The 15690-nt window shown below is 39.2% G+C and carries 18 protein-coding genes; 13 read left to right on the top strand and 5 right to left on the bottom strand.

The window, feature by feature from the left end; all coding sequences use genetic code 11:
- The 10 genes from DU53_RS11400 to DU53_RS11360 all read left to right on the top strand — a co-directional run.
- Positions 1–216, top strand: a 216-nt coding sequence (locus DU53_RS11400; RefSeq protein WP_153020859.1) for an integrase core domain-containing protein, incomplete at its 5' end; no start/stop codon positions are given.
- Positions 217–220: 4 nt separating this feature from the next.
- Positions 221–550, top strand: coding sequence for a hypothetical protein (locus DU53_RS11395; protein ID WP_161484794.1), 330 nt, complete (start codon positions 221–223; stop codon positions 548–550).
- A 734-nt stretch (positions 551–1284) separates the two neighbouring features.
- Positions 1285–1950, top strand: a complete 666-nt coding sequence (locus tag DU53_RS13255; protein ID WP_255358917.1) for an extracellular solute-binding protein — start codon at positions 1285–1287, stop codon at positions 1948–1950.
- Positions 1951–1979: 29 nt separating this feature from the next.
- On the top strand, positions 1980–2528 hold the full coding sequence (locus DU53_RS13250; protein ID WP_255358918.1) for an extracellular solute-binding protein: 549 nt from the start codon (positions 1980–1982) through the stop codon (positions 2526–2528).
- 72 nt (positions 2529–2600) lie between these two features.
- Entirely contained in the window at positions 2601–3470 is an 870-nt protein-coding gene (locus tag DU53_RS11385) for a carbohydrate ABC transporter permease (protein WP_082853936.1), read from the top strand.
- Complete coding sequence (locus tag DU53_RS11380) at positions 3467–4303, top strand: carbohydrate ABC transporter permease (protein ID WP_063728734.1); 837 nt, start codon at positions 3467–3469, stop codon at positions 4301–4303. Before DU53_RS11385 ends, DU53_RS11380 begins: the two co-directional genes overlap by 4 nt.
- Before the next feature lie 5 nt (positions 4304–4308).
- Positions 4309–5280 carry a sugar-binding transcriptional regulator gene (locus tag DU53_RS11375; protein WP_063728733.1) on the top strand — a complete coding sequence of 324 codons (972 nt, stop codon included), beginning with the start codon at positions 4309–4311 and terminating at the stop codon, positions 5278–5280.
- Positions 5281–5347: 67 nt separating this feature from the next.
- Entirely contained in the window at positions 5348–6220 is an 873-nt protein-coding gene (locus DU53_RS11370; protein ID WP_235599832.1) for a 1-phosphofructokinase family hexose kinase, read from the top strand.
- Positions 6217–7653: an L-fuculokinase gene (locus DU53_RS11365; protein WP_082853935.1), complete on the top strand. Its 1437-nt coding sequence runs from the start codon at positions 6217–6219 to the stop codon at positions 7651–7653. Before DU53_RS11370 ends, DU53_RS11365 begins: the two co-directional genes overlap by 4 nt.
- A 2-nt stretch (positions 7654–7655) precedes the next feature.
- On the top strand, positions 7656–8501 hold the full coding sequence (locus DU53_RS11360; protein ID WP_063728732.1) for a class II fructose-bisphosphate aldolase: 846 nt from the start codon (positions 7656–7658) through the stop codon (positions 8499–8501).
- Positions 8502–8977: 476 nt separating this feature from the next.
- Here DU53_RS11360 and DU53_RS11350 read toward each other — a convergent pair whose 3' ends face one another.
- The 3 genes from DU53_RS11350 to DU53_RS11335 form a co-directional block, all read right to left on the bottom strand.
- Positions 8978–10141: an ATP-binding protein gene (locus DU53_RS11350; RefSeq protein WP_063728729.1), complete on the bottom strand. Its 1164-nt coding sequence runs from the start codon at positions 10139–10141 to the stop codon at positions 8978–8980.
- A gap of 750 nt (positions 10142–10891) precedes the next feature.
- Positions 10892–11077: a hypothetical protein gene (locus tag DU53_RS11340; protein ID WP_063728726.1), complete on the bottom strand. Its 186-nt coding sequence runs from the start codon at positions 11075–11077 to the stop codon at positions 10892–10894.
- Positions 11061–11309 (bottom strand): type II toxin-antitoxin system Phd/YefM family antitoxin, encoded by a 249-nt coding sequence (locus DU53_RS11335; protein ID WP_063728725.1) that lies wholly within the window; start codon positions 11307–11309, stop codon positions 11061–11063. The genes DU53_RS11340 and DU53_RS11335 overlap by 17 nt, the downstream gene beginning before the upstream one ends.
- A gap of 440 nt (positions 11310–11749) precedes the next feature.
- Here DU53_RS11335 and DU53_RS11330 point away from each other — a divergent pair, with 440 nt between their 5' ends.
- Both DU53_RS11330 and DU53_RS11325 read left to right on the top strand, forming a co-directional pair.
- A complete protein-coding gene (locus DU53_RS11330) occupies positions 11750–12028 on the top strand; it encodes a hypothetical protein (protein WP_063728723.1) in 279 nt (92 codons plus the stop codon).
- Positions 12012–12293, top strand: a complete 282-nt coding sequence (locus DU53_RS11325; protein WP_235599831.1) for a type II toxin-antitoxin system RelE/ParE family toxin — start codon at positions 12012–12014, stop codon at positions 12291–12293. The genes DU53_RS11330 and DU53_RS11325 overlap by 17 nt, the downstream gene beginning before the upstream one ends.
- A 256-nt stretch (positions 12294–12549) precedes the next feature.
- Here DU53_RS11325 and DU53_RS11320 read toward each other — a convergent pair whose 3' ends face one another.
- Together DU53_RS11320 and DU53_RS11315 are read right to left on the bottom strand one after the other, a co-directional pair.
- Positions 12550–12774, bottom strand: coding sequence for a hypothetical protein (locus tag DU53_RS11320; RefSeq protein ID WP_063728720.1), 225 nt, complete (start codon positions 12772–12774; stop codon positions 12550–12552).
- Positions 12774–13472, bottom strand: coding sequence for an aminoglycoside phosphotransferase family protein (locus DU53_RS11315; RefSeq protein WP_063728718.1), 699 nt, complete (start codon positions 13470–13472; stop codon positions 12774–12776). Before DU53_RS11315 ends, DU53_RS11320 begins: the two co-directional genes overlap by 1 nt.
- 736 nt (positions 13473–14208) lie before the next feature.
- Here DU53_RS11315 and DU53_RS11310 point away from each other — a divergent pair.
- On the top strand, positions 14209–15483 hold the full coding sequence (locus DU53_RS11310; protein WP_063728716.1) for a DNA polymerase IV: 1275 nt from the start codon (positions 14209–14211) through the stop codon (positions 15481–15483).
- Positions 15484–15690 lie beyond the last annotated feature (207 nt).

The following is a 15690-nucleotide window of genomic DNA, read 5'->3' as shown; positions in this document are numbered from 1 at the left end:
AACAACCCAAAAGGTAATGCCAACACGGAAAGGTATTTCAGAACATACAAAGAAGAAGTTGCATGGGTACTGGACAATCCGAGTTACGAAGAGCTAATCGAAAAGACCAAAACTTTTGAAACGTTTTACAATGAAGAATATCCACACAGTGCACTAGGTTACAAGAGTCCCAAAGAGGTATTCGAAGAATCCGTGAGTCTACACAAAATTGCTTGATTTTTTGTCCAGTTTTTCGGGGTGCATTACAAGGATAGAAGCAGCCATTTCGCAGGTAATCGAATACGACGAAAAGAAATGGAAAGAATACGTCCCGTTACCACTTGAATTTGTTTGCAGTCCCGACAAACAAAGGTTCGATGTTGACGAATCCAAAATAGAAGCCAATCTCGATTTTTTGATAGATCAGCTTGAAACACATGAAAAAATACTCCCGCCATGGGGAAAGAGCTATTATAAAGGGGACTTGAAACCGGCTTACAATGAGTGGATAGGTGTATGGACTTTGAAAGCTCTTTGGTACCTGGACAACTATGGAAGAATAAAAAAATAGAACGAATCCAAGATTTGTTCTGTTTCAATCTTCAAAGAAAACTTCAAGTTACAGTTCGCATTCGAAGGTTCTATCCCACGGAAGAACAGACTTCTTCAATTCCGCATTTTTCAAGATCCTCTCCCTGTAATAGCTGACAAGAAAATAAGGACAAACACCAACAAACACCAATATTTAGAGACCCGAAAATCCGAGAGGGCCGCTACGCGGCGGGTAAGCCCGGCTATGCTGGGGGGTGAGCCTAGCTTCGCGCCACCCTGCTTCGCAGGGGCTTTGCTGAGCTAAAGTTCAGGCTGTGCGTGACTTCGTAACGGCTATGCGCAACGAAATTACGGCTTGAAAAAATCGAGACCTAAACAATAATATATAGGGACAGATACTTTTTTACAGCTAACGCTGTTGATGCTGGGAGCAACTACGTTGCTTAGGAAAAAAGCAAAGATGTAAGAGTTCGAGAGCAAAGAATCGCGATTGTGGTAACGCCCTTCTTTCTTTCCTTACTGCTGCGTTTTTACTTTGTCAGAAGCAAATCTTCATCTGCTGGATTTTCGAAGGAATATCTGCATATTCAACGTAATCGGTTCAAAATACATTTAATCATCTTTAAAGCTTTATCAGCAGATTCGGATATTTGGATTGAGGAGAGTAGCATAATAGTGATTACTAAAATGGTTACATATGTAATCACAAAGGTAAGTTACATATGCAACCCAAACCTAAGAGGAGGTTGCGCTATGAAAAAGTTTCTCGTGTTGTTTCTTATGTTTGTTTCAGTTTTCGCAGTAATAGGTTTCTCAGACATACTAACAATCTGGATTGGCGGACAGGTTGCTGAACTTGACGATACTTGGGATATGATAATTAACAAATTTACTCAAGAAACAGGAATCAAAGTAGAAGTACAGCTTTTTGGTTTTGCTATATACTATGACAAGCTTTTGACTGCTCTTGAAGCTGGCCAAGGTCCTGATCTAGCTTTCGCAGATCTTGGTGGTTGGGTTCCTACATTCGCTAAAAAAGGATGGCTTACACCTATTGATGATAAGCTCGCTGTTTGGAATGGAACAGAGCAGATCTGGGAAAACCTCTGGCCAACAGTTACATACGCTGGCAGAAAATACGGCCTTCCCTGGTATACCGATTGCAGGCTACTCCTTTACAACAAGAACATGCTTGATCAGGCTGGCCTTGATGGTGATAATCCTCCCGAAACCTGGGAAGAACTTGTTTACCAAGCAATGAAGATAACCAATCCCAAAAAGAGAATTTACGGCTATGGTGTGAGTGGAACAAAGACAGAGCATGCAACTCTTGGATACCTTATTTTCCTTTATGAAGCGGGTGGAAAATTTCTTACTGATGACTATTCTGCAGCAGCTTTCAATACCCCAGAGGTTTAAGAGCTCTTAAATTTTATACCGATCTTGCGATTACGTACAAAGTAAGCCCCAATGCTCTTTCCTACAACGAAGACGATTACAGAAACATGATGGCCCAGAATAGAGTAGCTATGGCAATTGGTGGCCCCTGGTCCTTCCCTCTTATTGAAGTTGCAAATCCTGCAATAAAGGGCAACTATTCCGTTTCTCTTCACCCATACGGCGCAAAACCGGCAAGTGTTCTTGGGGGTTGGGCTCTTGTTATCCCTACTGTAAGCAAGAACAAGGAAAAAGCTTGGGAATTAGCAAAGTATCTTACGAGTTTTGACACATGGATGACTTGGATCGAAGCCAAAGGTGGCCCCATGCCAACAAGAAAAGATGTATGTTTTGCAGCTCCGAAACTTCAGGATCCAAAATGGCAGGTAATTTTTAAAACCTTCCCTTACGCAGCTGCAAGACCTCCAATTCCTGAATATCCACAGATTTCCGAACAGATTCAAATTATGATTCAGAACGTTCTTCTTGGGAAGGCTACTCCTGAAGAAGCTATTCAAACTGCAGCTGATAAAGTAAATAAAATTCTGGGTGCAAATTGATATATTGTGGGCGGAGGATCTCCGCCCTTATTCTCCATTTATATTAGCCAAGTCAAAGGGGTTGAATTAATTTTGGCCAAACTCACTCGAGATGAAAAAAACGCATACAGAATGATACTTCCTTATGTAATCCTAATTGTGACTCTGATAATTTTTCTACTAATTACAAATGTTATCAATAGCTTCAAAAGCTCCGATACTGGTACTTTTACCTTTCAAAATTATATAAAATGTTTTACTGATCCAATAGTTGGACGTGCAATGTGGAATACAGCAATTTGGGTTTTTGGGAGCGTTATGGGTCAATTTTTACTCGGTCTAGTTGTTGCGCTACTCTTGAATCAATCTACGAAAGGGCAAGTCATATTTAGAAGTATTATTCTTATTCTCCCTTGGGCAACCCTTGATATCGTTGCAGGTGTGATGTGGAAATGGATGTATAACGACATGTATGGAGTATTGAACGACTTGTTGATGAAGATGCATTTGATATCGGACTATATCCCATGGCTTGCCACAGAAAACATGGCGATGCTCGCTGTAATCATAGCAAACATCTGGAAAGGATTTTGTCTTTCTGGAATGTTTTTCCTTGCAGGACTACAAACTATCCCAACCCAACTTTATGAAGCGGCAGAAATTGATGGAGCCAGTGTCTTTAGAAGATTTTGGAATATTACTATTCCGCAATTGAAACCAGTAATTATAACTACTATTATGCTAACTACTATATGGACCATCAACTATTTCCCGTTGATTTACATCATGACTGGTGGTGGACCGGGTTACGGTACAGAAACGGTAGTCACCTACATCTACAAATTGGGATTCAAATTCCTTGATTATAATAAGTCAGCAGCACTTTCCAATATATTATTCGTTATCATATTCTTAATTGCCTTTGCATTTCTCAAAAATATATCCAAGGAGGAAGCCGGATGACGAGGAGCAAAAGGAAGAAACTTCAGAAAACAATCACCTATGTTGTTCTCATAGCTTTGTCAGTAATCATAGCTTTCCCTTTTCTGTGGCTTGTTTTAACGGCTTTTAAAACCTATCCAGATATCTATGCTTATCCATTAAAATACTTTATTTTCTCGCCAACTATGGAACACTTTGAGAAAATAGGTAACATGAATTTCTGGAGGTATTTTAAAAACAGTATTATTATTGGTGCAGGAACTATGCTTTTTTCTGTATTACTTGGAATATTTCCAGCTTACGCCTTTGCCAGATACAATTTCAGAGGGAAAAGCTTATTGCTATCCAGTGTGATGTTATTTCAAATGTTTCCAATGGTTGTTTTCATCATTCCAATTTTTAAATTGCTTATTAGTATTGGTCTTCTTAATACATATATAGGTTTGATACTCGCATATTTACCTTTTACCACTCCCATTTCCATTATGTTTATGCGCACCTTTTTCATTAAAGTTCCAAAGACGTTGGAGGAAGCAGCAAAAATTGACGGCTGCAATTTCTGGCAGGCTTTCAGCAAAGTGATATTACCAGTTACGCTTCCAGGTATTGCTTCAGTTGGAATATATGCCTTTCTTTTTTCCTGGAGTGAACTTCTTTACTCTATGTCTATACTTACAAGTAAAGCCAAACAAACAATTCCAACATTCCTTTCTCTCTTTGTTGGGCAGTATCAGACCAGATGGGGTCCACTATTCGCCGGTTCAATACTAGCTACATTACCACCATTGATAATGTTTATGATTCTGCAAAAATTCTTTATTGCGGGACTTGTAAGTGGTTCTGTTAAGGAGTGATTAGAGTGATTACAGATGATCTTCTATTTGAAGTAGCGGTTGACTATTACATCAAAAAAATGCTGCAAAAGGATATTGCAGAAAAGTATGGGGTGTCAAGGGTTCAGATAAGTAAATATCTCAAGATGGCCCATGAAAGAGGTATCATCCATATCGATGTTATTCCACCAAAAGTAAACACCAATATCGAATCTGAGCTTGCTTATTTTTTTAAGAAGATCTTTGGACTTAAGAAGCTAATTCTTTCAAAAGGGGCAAGAAATGAAAAGACTTTGCTTCACTTTCTTATTAAAAGAACGTCAGAGTATATAAAAACACTCCCTAAAACCAAACTGAACATAGGTCTGGGATGGGGAAACACAATTTTTAAGCTTTCACAGGAAATAGAGGATCTTGAAAGGCCTGACTGGTCGATAGTACCTCTATCTGGCGGCACTGCTAAGCTCTCTGATAAACGTTTTAACATTAATCATATTGTGCAAAGTTTTGCTGACAGGACCGGTGCAAGGGCGATTCCTATGTACCTTCCTTTTATCTTTGAAAACGAAGAGCAGTTTCAAATTGCAAAGAGATCTTCTGAATACAAAAAAGTTCAGGAAATGTGGGAAAACCTGGACATCATAATCTGTAGTGTGGGTTATTCAATAGCTAGATCTCCATTATTCCGCGAGAATATCTTTGATGGTAGCTACGCAAATGAACTTGAAAAAGCCGAAGTTGTAGGCGATATTTTAACCCATTACTTCGATATAAATGGAAAAATGCATGGTCTGGAAATCTTGAATAGGTGTATCAATCTTTCTATGGATCAATACAACAAAGCAGGTGAACGCATAGTAGTTGCCGCCGGGCATCATAAGGTTGATGGATTAGTAGGTCTTCTCAGGGCAGGACTTGTGGATACCCTAATCACAGATGAGTTTACCGCTAAGTTCGTTAAAGATTATGTGTCAGAAAGTAATAAGGGGGGTATCTAATATTAGCGTATGCATATTGAATCTAAATCCCTGCTATGACCACTGGGTAATTCTTAAAGAACAACCTGTGATTACAAATGTAGTTAGAGGCGATAAAGTTATTAAGTTTGTGGATGGAAAGGGCTTGAATCTTGCAAGAGTTATGACAAATGTGCTCAAATTTCGGGATTACTTCTGCATCAATATCCTTGGAGGTGAGGTTGGTAAAATCATTGAATATGAGTGCAAAGCCGAAGGTATTAATACGAAGAATTTCTGGATAAAAGATTCTAACAGAATTAATACTGCATTGGTTTATGAATATGAAAAAAGGATGTTCATGATAAACGAACCAGGCCCATTGATGTCAGATGAAGAAGTTGAAGAATTCAAGAAATTCTTCAAGAAGAACATAACAGGAGTATCCAGACTTGTAGTTTCTGGAAGTGCCGCCAGGGGATTCGATGGGAAGGATCTTGTGGAAATAATCGAATTTGCTAGGAATAAAGGATGCCGAATAGAAGTTGATATATCTGGACAGTGGCTAAAGGAATTAATAAAGGTATCTCCAGAACTCCTCAAAATAAATGCAGACGAATTAAAGGTAGCTTTCGAAATACCAAAAGATGACCTTAAAGGAATGGAAAACTTCAGAAGAAATTACGAAATAGAAACTCTCATAATCACCAACGGGAAGGATGGTTCCCTCACCTTTAGCAACGAGGGTGTTTTCAATGCAAAATCAAATAAGATTTATTCAGATTTTTCTGTTGGTTCGGGTGATTCTTTTTTTGCAGGCTTAATCTATGGTTTAGAAAAGAACCTCGGACTTAAAGAAAGCTTAAAAATCGCAACAGCCTGCGGGACTGCCAATACCCTTAGATATGGCGCGGCCATCTTTGACGAAAAAGATCTTGAAAGGGTATTGCCGGAAGTTATAGTAATGGAGGTTCAATTGTGAGCGGGGTTTATCTAGGAGCAGATATTGGAACTACCAATATGAAAGTCCTAATTCTTGGTAGCGACGGCAAGGTAAAAAGCGTTTATAAAGAAATAACACCCAAATATGTTTCTGAAGGTTCCGAATTTCTTAATATCAAGAAGGTCGAAAAATTCATATACCACGTAATCGAAAATGTCAAGAAAGAAGTAAATGTACTTGGAATGGCTTTTTCGAGTTTTGGCGAATCTGTGGTGCCAATCAAAGACGGAGTGTCTTTGCATGATCCATTAATGTGGAATGATCGGGCTACTATCGAGTATTGGAAAGACCATGAAAGGAATCTCTCATATCTTACGCCTTATTCAATCACAGGAGTTAATAGCGATTATACTTTCTCAATACACAAGATCAGATGGTACAAAGATCGTGGGATTGTAGCAGATAAATGGCTTCCAGTATGTTCTTATATAGCTTACAAATTATGCAAGGTTTCGGCCTGGGATTTCAGCCAAGCTTGCAGAGCTTTCGCACTAGACATTCATTCCAGACAATGGAATTGTGTACTTTTGAAAGAATTAGGCGAAACCAAAGAAACCATGGGAAAACTTTTATATACTGGTGAGTTAATTGGAATGACTTCGGATAACATACCGATATACAGCGCGGGGCATGACCATATAACAGGGCTCTTCGCCATAGCATTGTTGACTGATTCGGAAGAGTTTATCTTCGATTCTATGGGTTCTTCATCAGTAATCGCAGCAGTTTTAAAAGAAAAAGAAAACGAACTTCATATGGAAGCACCTTTTATGATTGGAGGAACTCTCGGGGTTGCTTTTGAGGACGGACAATATTATCTTGAAAGCAATATGAGGTATTATGGAAAGCTTCTACAGTGGGTAATAAACCTCACTGGTAATGAATTGGCTTCCAGCACTTTCGAAAGGTTAAACCGTGAGATAAATAACTTTGAAGAATTTCCCGAAAGCCCCCTTTTTATGGTTAACGGCGATTTGATTCTTAGAGAGAAAGCTAAAGGCGTAACTCTTTATGAGACTCCTTTAGAAATTAATCCTGCTAGGTTAATGCAGAGTGCCTATATTTATCTTGCAGGTTCTAGCAAATTCATAATAGATAACCTTAAAAATTTCTCTGAAAAGAAGTTCCAAATAATTGCAGGGGGCGGATGTACATTAAATGATACTCTCATGAACTACAAAGCTTCTCTTTTGGATAGGGAAATACAGGTTTTTCCTATAAATGAAACTACTGCTCTGGGAGCTGCTCTTGCAGCAGCAGGATCGAAGGATATACAAACCATCGAAAATACCAAGAAATCATACCCATTAAATACTTTTAAACCTGATAAAAATCTTGGGAAGAAGCTTAAAACTACCGTAGAAAAAATCTGGAAAGAGTACGAAAAATTGAAAGAAAATATGGGGGGATGATAATGCCCTTAGTTACGCTTGAAGAAGTGCTGAAAGATGCTCAAGAAAGAAATTATGCTGTTCCGGGTTTTAATTTTAATCTTTATGAAGATCTTGAAGCAATAATTAGAGGTGCTGAAGAAATGAAATCCCCAATCATAGTAATGGCTGCCGGAAACTGCATCAAACACTGGGGTCCAAGACTTGGCGCAGAGATTATCAAAGAAGTGGCTAATAGAACATGGATACCTGTTGTTGCGCATCTCGATCATGCTTCTGATATAGATTTGATCTTCAAAGCTATGAAGGCTGGTTTTACCTCGGTAATGTATGACGGTTCTTCGTTAGCGCTTGAGAAAAATATTGCCAACACCAAAATTGTGGTAAAAGTTGCAAAAGCATTAGAAATTTCAGTGGAAGCAGAAGTTGGTAGAGTGGGAAAATCAGAGGAAGGTGAAGATGTTGGCGAGATCTTAACGGATCCCAAAATTGCCCTTAAATTTGCAGAAGAGACTGGGATCGACGCTTTAGCAGTTGCAGTGGGAACCATACATGGAATGCAGAAACAATCTGCCAATCTTCATATGGATCTATGTGAAGAGCTTTCGAGACTTGTTCCCGCCCCTTTGGTATTACATGGTTCAAGTGGCGTTAAAAACGAAGATCTGATCAAATTGTCTAAGACTAATTTCTGTAAAATAAACATTGGTACTCGACTTAAGATAGTTTACACAGAAAAAATTAGAGAAATTCTTAAAGAAGACCCTGCACTCAAAAGTCCATTGACTCTCATGAAAGAAGCTTCTTCAGCAATTACAGAAACTGTAAAAGAGAAAATCTCTTTTCTTGGAAGCGCAAATAAAGCCTGACAGCAATGGTTTAGAAAATGGGGACAGTCCACTGCGTAGGGTCAAGAGATGGCGCCTTAGGGTTAGGCAAGAGCTGCTTTGCAGCGGATGCGAATCCCTTTGGGATTGTTTCGAACTCCTGATAAGAATACGAGAATCCGAGAGTCCGAGAAAAAACATGACGCTCGCGAGGCTGTCAGCTGGTGGAGCGACGCTCACGAGGTTGAGGCTCGCAGACGCTGATAAAAAGCCGAGAGTCCGAGAGTGCTGGACTACGTCCAGGAGGTTTGCGACGCTGTCAGTTGGTGGAGCGACGCTTGCGAAAACAGTAAGAGCAAAAAAGCAAGTATAGGGTCTAGGGTATAGAGATTTAAAAACCGGAAACTAACAACTATCAGCTAACAACTGAATACGTGTCCGGAAAGGTGAGAGGGCCGCTACGCGGCCACGAGAGACGAAGATGAATCAAAGTAAAAAAGGACAGACTCTAATATTTGTTAGTACATAAATCCAAGCAACCACAGTGGAATTACATTCCCGTGAGGTAAATCTATATTGTCGCGTATTACGTAATCAGCTCTCTTTTTTGCTTTATTTTTTCCACCCACTTCAATAACTACGCCATCTACAAGAAAATCTCCCGCTTCTTCATTCTTGCAGGCAAACACTTTTTTACCTGCGTTTGAAAAAGCAGCAACTACGAATGCTTCCCGTCTTGTTCCAATGTTCCCTCCAAGAACGGAGTAAAAAGATGGGTCAGCAAGAAAGATTTTGGCTCCCTTTGAGAAGGTTTTAGTGTCGTTTTCACGATAGATTATTCTTATCAATCCCGTGGCCTCCATAACGTGCAACAATTGGTACAACTTTACTTTGCCTATACCCCATTCTTTGCACATACCTTCTACATTTATAGTTGGAATCTTCGACATAGCGAGATAACCTATTATTGCATTCATCAGTCTAAAGTGAATATCGGTGATCTGAGGTACAAAAAAAGGAATGTCTCCATGAAGGATCTTCTCGATAATATTCATTATTTGTTCTCGATAATCCCATTCTAGAAACACAGGCCTGAATCCTTCTTCCATAAAATTCTGAAAGGCGTAAAGAATGTTGGTTGAATCCATAGCTTTCTTGACAAGATCTCTGTCCGGTGAAAGTGGATTTATAGCCGGAAGAATAATACCCTCTTTAAGAGCAAGATACTCCCTGAAAGACATCAAAGGAATTTCAATTCTGGAAAATCTTCGGGACAGATCAGCAATTCCATGCCTCAATATTAAGCTACTGCTATCACTAGCCCAAATTATCTTATCCGGAAAGGCATCGTACAGTGCTTTTAAGTGAACGCTCCAGTCTTTAGCGTAATGCACCTCGTCTATGGCAATTCCTTCGTATCCTCTCATGAAAATGGCATTTCCAAGGTCCCAGAGGCTCACAGCTGAAACCAGAGGATTATCAGCTGAAAGATAAAATATCTTCTTGTTTTTGATCCTGCTAAGCATAAAAGTGGTTTTTCCAACGCCTCTTGGCCCAAAGACCAAAACAGCCCTGTTCTTAAACTCTATTCCTTCAAAGAAAGGTCTTAATCTTTCAGGCAACTTTTGAAGTTTTCTCTCTTGAATAAGGCTAAGAATTTCTATCGTTGAATCAAGATTCATAAACATGCCCCCAATATCCGTTCTACAGCAAAACGATTATATCACAAAATCGTTCTGTCACAGAACGTTTTAACGAAAAGACTCCAGTATTTATAGAATACGAGAATCCGAGAGTGCTGGACTGCGTCCAGGAGGCTTGCAGACGCTGTCAGTTGGTGGAGCGACGCTCGAAGACTGAGGCTCGCGGACGCTGATAAAAAGCCGAGAACCGAGATAGCCGCTGCGCGGCAGACACGAATCCCTTCGGGATTGGAGCGAACTCCTGCGGAGTTGTTGCGAACTGCTTCGCAGTTGTCCCAATCGACTTCGTCGATGAAGCTTTCTTAAAAGTGAAGAAGTTAATCAATTCGCATACTTTAAATATTTTATAAAAGCAGACAGTCTGTGTCTCTGGAGTTTCACACATTTTGGTTATTAAACGGTGTTTTCTTGATCATGGTAATCTTCTTTTGTTAGCAAGAATACACTTGGTCTGTATTTAATGATGTTCTGGCTACATTTAGAAATCTTATGTCGAGTCACGTCAATATCACTGACTCGAGTTCCATTCAGATGGAACCATGGCAAGTATCCCTGCTTTCTTTCCGCTTTCTACAGCAAGTTTGTCTCCAGTTATAAACAATGCAGATTCTTCGAAAGCCAAGGAAAGAAAATGATTATCTGGTTTGTCTGAGCTTATGTTTCGTATTTTCGACGGGCTTTTTATTTCAACTGATACAAGAAAAGCTCGAAAAAAAGCCTCTATGTTGTCTAGTAATTCGATATTGTCTCCCATTTTTTCTGGAGTTTATGAAGAAATCTGTCGAGTTCAAGGGTAATGATTGGCGGCCCCAGAACAACATGTTGCCTACCAAGAGCTTTAAGAATTGCTGTTTTACAGGCGTTTGAACCAAGGGCAGCGGAAATCACGATGTTTGTATCAATAACTATCTTCATCTTCTAATTCTTCCCTAACTTCTCTCAAGATAGACAAACCTTCTTCTTCGGTCAACCCAGCACCTTTGGAGGCTTCTTGAGCCATTTCAAGGTAGTATTTTACCAGATCTTTTTTTGTAAACGGTTTTATACTTGCCACGGGAACCCCTCTTTTTAAGACAATGATTTCTTCATTGATTTTCAGAATTTCGTTAAATTTGTTTCTGACATCTCTCACATTTACGGTTTTCATCATAACACCCTCCTCTGAAACATTGTATCACAATTGTTCACATTTGTCCACATAATATTCCTAAATCTTCTCCAGGAAATATGATAAGTGAATTGATATGCGCTTACAACACTGTGCGCGACGGAGTTACAGCAAAAAAAGCAGAAAATCGACACGAACCGATAGCGGTTGAAAAAGCAAGACGCTTGCGAGGCTGTCAGCTGATGGAGCGACGCTCGAAGACTGAGGCTCGCGGACGCTGAATAAATCCAGAGAACACGAGAATCCGAGAGTCCGAGAACCGAGATAGCCGCTGCGCGGCAGATACGAATCCCTTTGGGATTGTTACGACTGGCTGCGTCGGGGGTGTAAGCTCCCGAGAAATCATCAGTCAATTTTGTGAAATATGTTATAATATACACACCACACATACTATGTGTATCTGTAAAGAAGGTGATGGTATGAATGAGATAAAAGAACGACACAATATAATGATGAGACCTTCAACCTGGAAGGTTCTCAATGAATTGAAAAGAATATTGGGAAAAAGCGCAAGTGAAATCATTGAACGTTCCCTTTGGAAATTCATAGAATCAGAAGGGTACAATTCCCTGTATTTCAAGATCATGTCAACTGTTGAGCCTTGTGATGATGAAGAAAACGCAGAACTTACCAAAATTCTCGATGCAATGACAAAAGAAGATTTGGAGATAGCAGATGGGCATGAGTTACAGGATTGAATTCACAACAGCAGCACAAAAAGAATACAATAAGTTAGACAGAACTGTTCAAAAAAGAATCGATAAAGCGTTTTTGAATCTCATAGATTATTATAATGGTAGTAAAAATGTGCCCCGCCCCGATGTGAAGATCTTGACAGGCAAGTATTATGGTCTATTAAGATTGAGAGTTGGAGACTACCGGATTATATTCAAACTTCAGAATAATACCTTCGTTATTCTAGTTATTCATATAATCAAGCGCGGAGATGCTTATAAGAAGTGAAAGACGCTGTGTCCGGCTTCGTCGGTTATCCGAACTCCTGATAAGAATACGAGAATCCGAGAGTCCGAGAACCGAGATAGCCGCTGCGCGGCAGACACGAATCCCTTCGGGATTGGAGCGAACTCATTCTGAGTTGTCACGAACTCCTACGGAGTTGACCCGAACTGCTGCGCAGTTGACATTACTTAAAATAAGAGCTACAGTCTCAGAAAATGGGGACAGTCCACTGCGGTATAGTCCCCATTTTCTTAAGATCTTAATGTATCTTGAAGCCTGGCATTTTTAGGTTATCCATCAAGTTTCTTCCTAATGAAAAAATTCTATCATTACCAACACTAGCTCCATATGTTATATCCGCTATAGCCATTTTAACGCTTACAATTTTAAGTTGCAGTTGTTTTTCCTCACTATTTTCTAATCCATATCCCTCAAACAAAGCTTTCCTTAACTTGGGTCTATTTGGGGTATACCTTTCAATCACTATTCCAAACTGTCAACATCAATCCCCCAAAGCATATTTTCAAAATCTATAAAACCAGTAAGCTTACCATCCTCATCAACCATCCAGTTGTTTTGTGAAAAGTCCCAGTTTGTAGGAACTGGCTTGCTATTTGCAAAGACATCACTATGCTTCATACACCATTTAACTAATTCCTTATCACTATTATTAAGTAATCCTTTATCATATCCTGATTTCAAAATATCTTCTAATGCAGAATTAATATAATCTACGGGATCCGTTTTTGCCTTACTTTCAAGAGGTGAACCATCAATCGCAGGAATACCAAAATATGTACCTTTAAAGTTGTTATGTAATTGCTTAAGTAATTCTCCAGCTTTATAGTAAATTGGTTCTAATATATCCTCGTCATTTATTTGATATTCATTTACTGTCTTTCCATAAATTGGGGTAGTAATTATTCCATAAAAATTATCGTTATTAAAAAAATTAATTAGTTTAGGGGCATATTCTCCAAGTATATGAGTCCAATTTTTATATGCATAAACTTCAGGACTCCACCGACTTAATCTGTTATGAATCTTAATAAACATTCTTTTATTGTTAGCATTAATTTCTAAAACGCCTGTTCTGTTACTACTATTCCTATGGTCTTTTATAATTTCAAATTCCCCTACCAATGAATTTACAATCCAAATAACCTCTTCATTAATAATCATTTTTCTGTTCCTCCCTTATTTTTATTTTAAACCACTGAAAATAGCAGGATCAAAAGATGGCGCCTTGAACTGAGAAAGAGTGCGACTGGCTGTGCCAGTGGTGCGAACTCCTGATAAGAATACGAGAATACGAGATAGCCGCTACGCGGCGGATACGAATCCCTTTGGGATTGTTACGACCGGCTTCGCCGGTGATACGAACTCCTGATAAGAATCCGAGAATACGAGAGTCCGAGAAGGCGAGGGGGCCGCTATGCGGCGAAAGTGCTGAGCTGCGCTCAGGAGGCTCACGAGGTTGAGGCTTGCGGACGCTGACAATTGATAATGCGACGCTTGCAGATTGATTCTATTATCCTGCCCAAGAAGTTTTTTACCAGGGGTAGGGGGTCAATTTTCTATGGCCATATACACAATATAGGTATTTCAATGTATGCTACATATAATCCAACATAATTGAACTTCTTTTTGCTGCCACGTTAAATATCGCCATATTTCCTTTCCAATGTACTGTACAACATGATTCGATTAGACTTTGGCAAGGTCATTTAAATGTGATATACTTTTTTATACCTCAATAGTCATAGTAGGTGAAAGAATGTATCTGAAGGAAGGCCTATAAAAGTCATAGTTTGTTTTGAAAATGGTTTTTTCTTTCCCATCTATTTCGTACTCAATGACAAAAAAATTCGAATAGAAAAGGTTGTATACGTCTGGAAAGAACGTAGGGGGGATTATCGTGTCTATAAATTCTCAGTTAGGGCTTCGAGGAATATCCACATTCTCGAATATAAAGAATTTGACAAACAGTGGTATTACCACGAAAGTCAGTACTGGTAAGTCACGAAAGTCAATTCCCTACATTGCACACGTCGATATGGACGCTTTTTTTGCCAGTGTGGAACAAGCCTCTAATCCTTATCTTAAGGGCAAACCAATCATTGTGACTGGAAAAGATACAAGGCATTCTGTGGTCGTTTCGGCAAGTTACGAAGCTAAAAAATACGGAGTTAAAGCGGGTATGCCTGCCTTTAAGGCCTTAGAAATATGTCCGAAAGCTTTATTTGTGCCTGTTGATAGTGGCAAATACACATACGTATCCGAAGAAATTATGAAACGCCTTGAATTCATATCTCCAAGATATTCTGTAGCGAGTATCGATGAAGCATTTATTGATTTATCCGTATATCATAGTTTGTCTGATTCTATAAATGCTTTGAAGCTTTTTAGAACCTCTATCGAAAAAACCTTCGGGATTTCTTTTTCAATAGGTGTTGCAGTAAACCCTTTAATTGCCAAAATCGCGAGTGATTTTAATAAGCCACGGGGATTTGTCGTGGTTAAAGAGGGATCAGAAAAGGATTTTTTGCAGAATGTCGATATATCTCAGGTTCCGGGTATTGGACCACACACGCTGATGAAATTAGAAAACTTTGGTTTTAAAAAAGCCTCTGAATTATTAGAAGCAGATGAGTTTTTCCTTTACCACAATTTTGGAAATTCTTTCCTGGGGCTCGTTAAATCACTTACCGTTAAAAATTATCCAAGAGAATTATTTTTTAAAAAAGAACCACCAAAATCTGTGGGGCATTCGATGACTCTCAATCATGATGTAAATTCAATAGAACTTATCGAAAGGGTTGCAAGTTTTCTCGGCGCGAAAGCTATTTACAGAATGAGAAAATACGGATACCAGGCAAGAGGAACCAGTCTGTTTTTAAAATACAGCGATTTCAGCGTTGCCAGAATCACGAGAAGCCTTTCCTTTTATATTTCACGCCCGGAACACTTGAACAATGTTCTTTACTGGTTGATAAGAGAAATATGGAACGGTGAAGCCGTAAGGGCAATAGGGGTTTCTCTTTACAAACTTAAGCCTGTAAATAAAAACGTATATCAAGAAAACTTATTTAAAAAAGAAAAAGACACGGTCGAAGTCGTTCTCGATCTTCAAAATCATTTCGGAGAATACTCAATTTTCCCTGCTTCCATTCTCGCCGTCGCTAACATTTGAGTTATTCTCTAACTGTTTCTCTATTTCCATAACCAGTGTTTCGGCAGAAGCAAGATTAGTCGCTAAAGGAATATTGGAAAATGAAAAACACGAGAATCCGAGAGTCCGAGAAAAAACATGACGCTCGCGAGGCTGTCAGCTGGTGGAGCGACGCTCACGAGGTTGAGGCTTGCAGACGCTGATGAAAAGCCGAGATTTGAGATCCGA

Origin of the sequence: Kosmotoga sp. DU53 (assembly GCF_001639905.1) — a bacterium.
In the GTDB taxonomy this organism is placed as follows: Bacteria; Thermotogota; Thermotogae; order Petrotogales; family Kosmotogaceae; genus Kosmotoga; species Kosmotoga olearia.
Note: the sequence above shows the minus strand (reverse complement) of the source record. Positions and strands in the feature narration are given on the sequence as shown.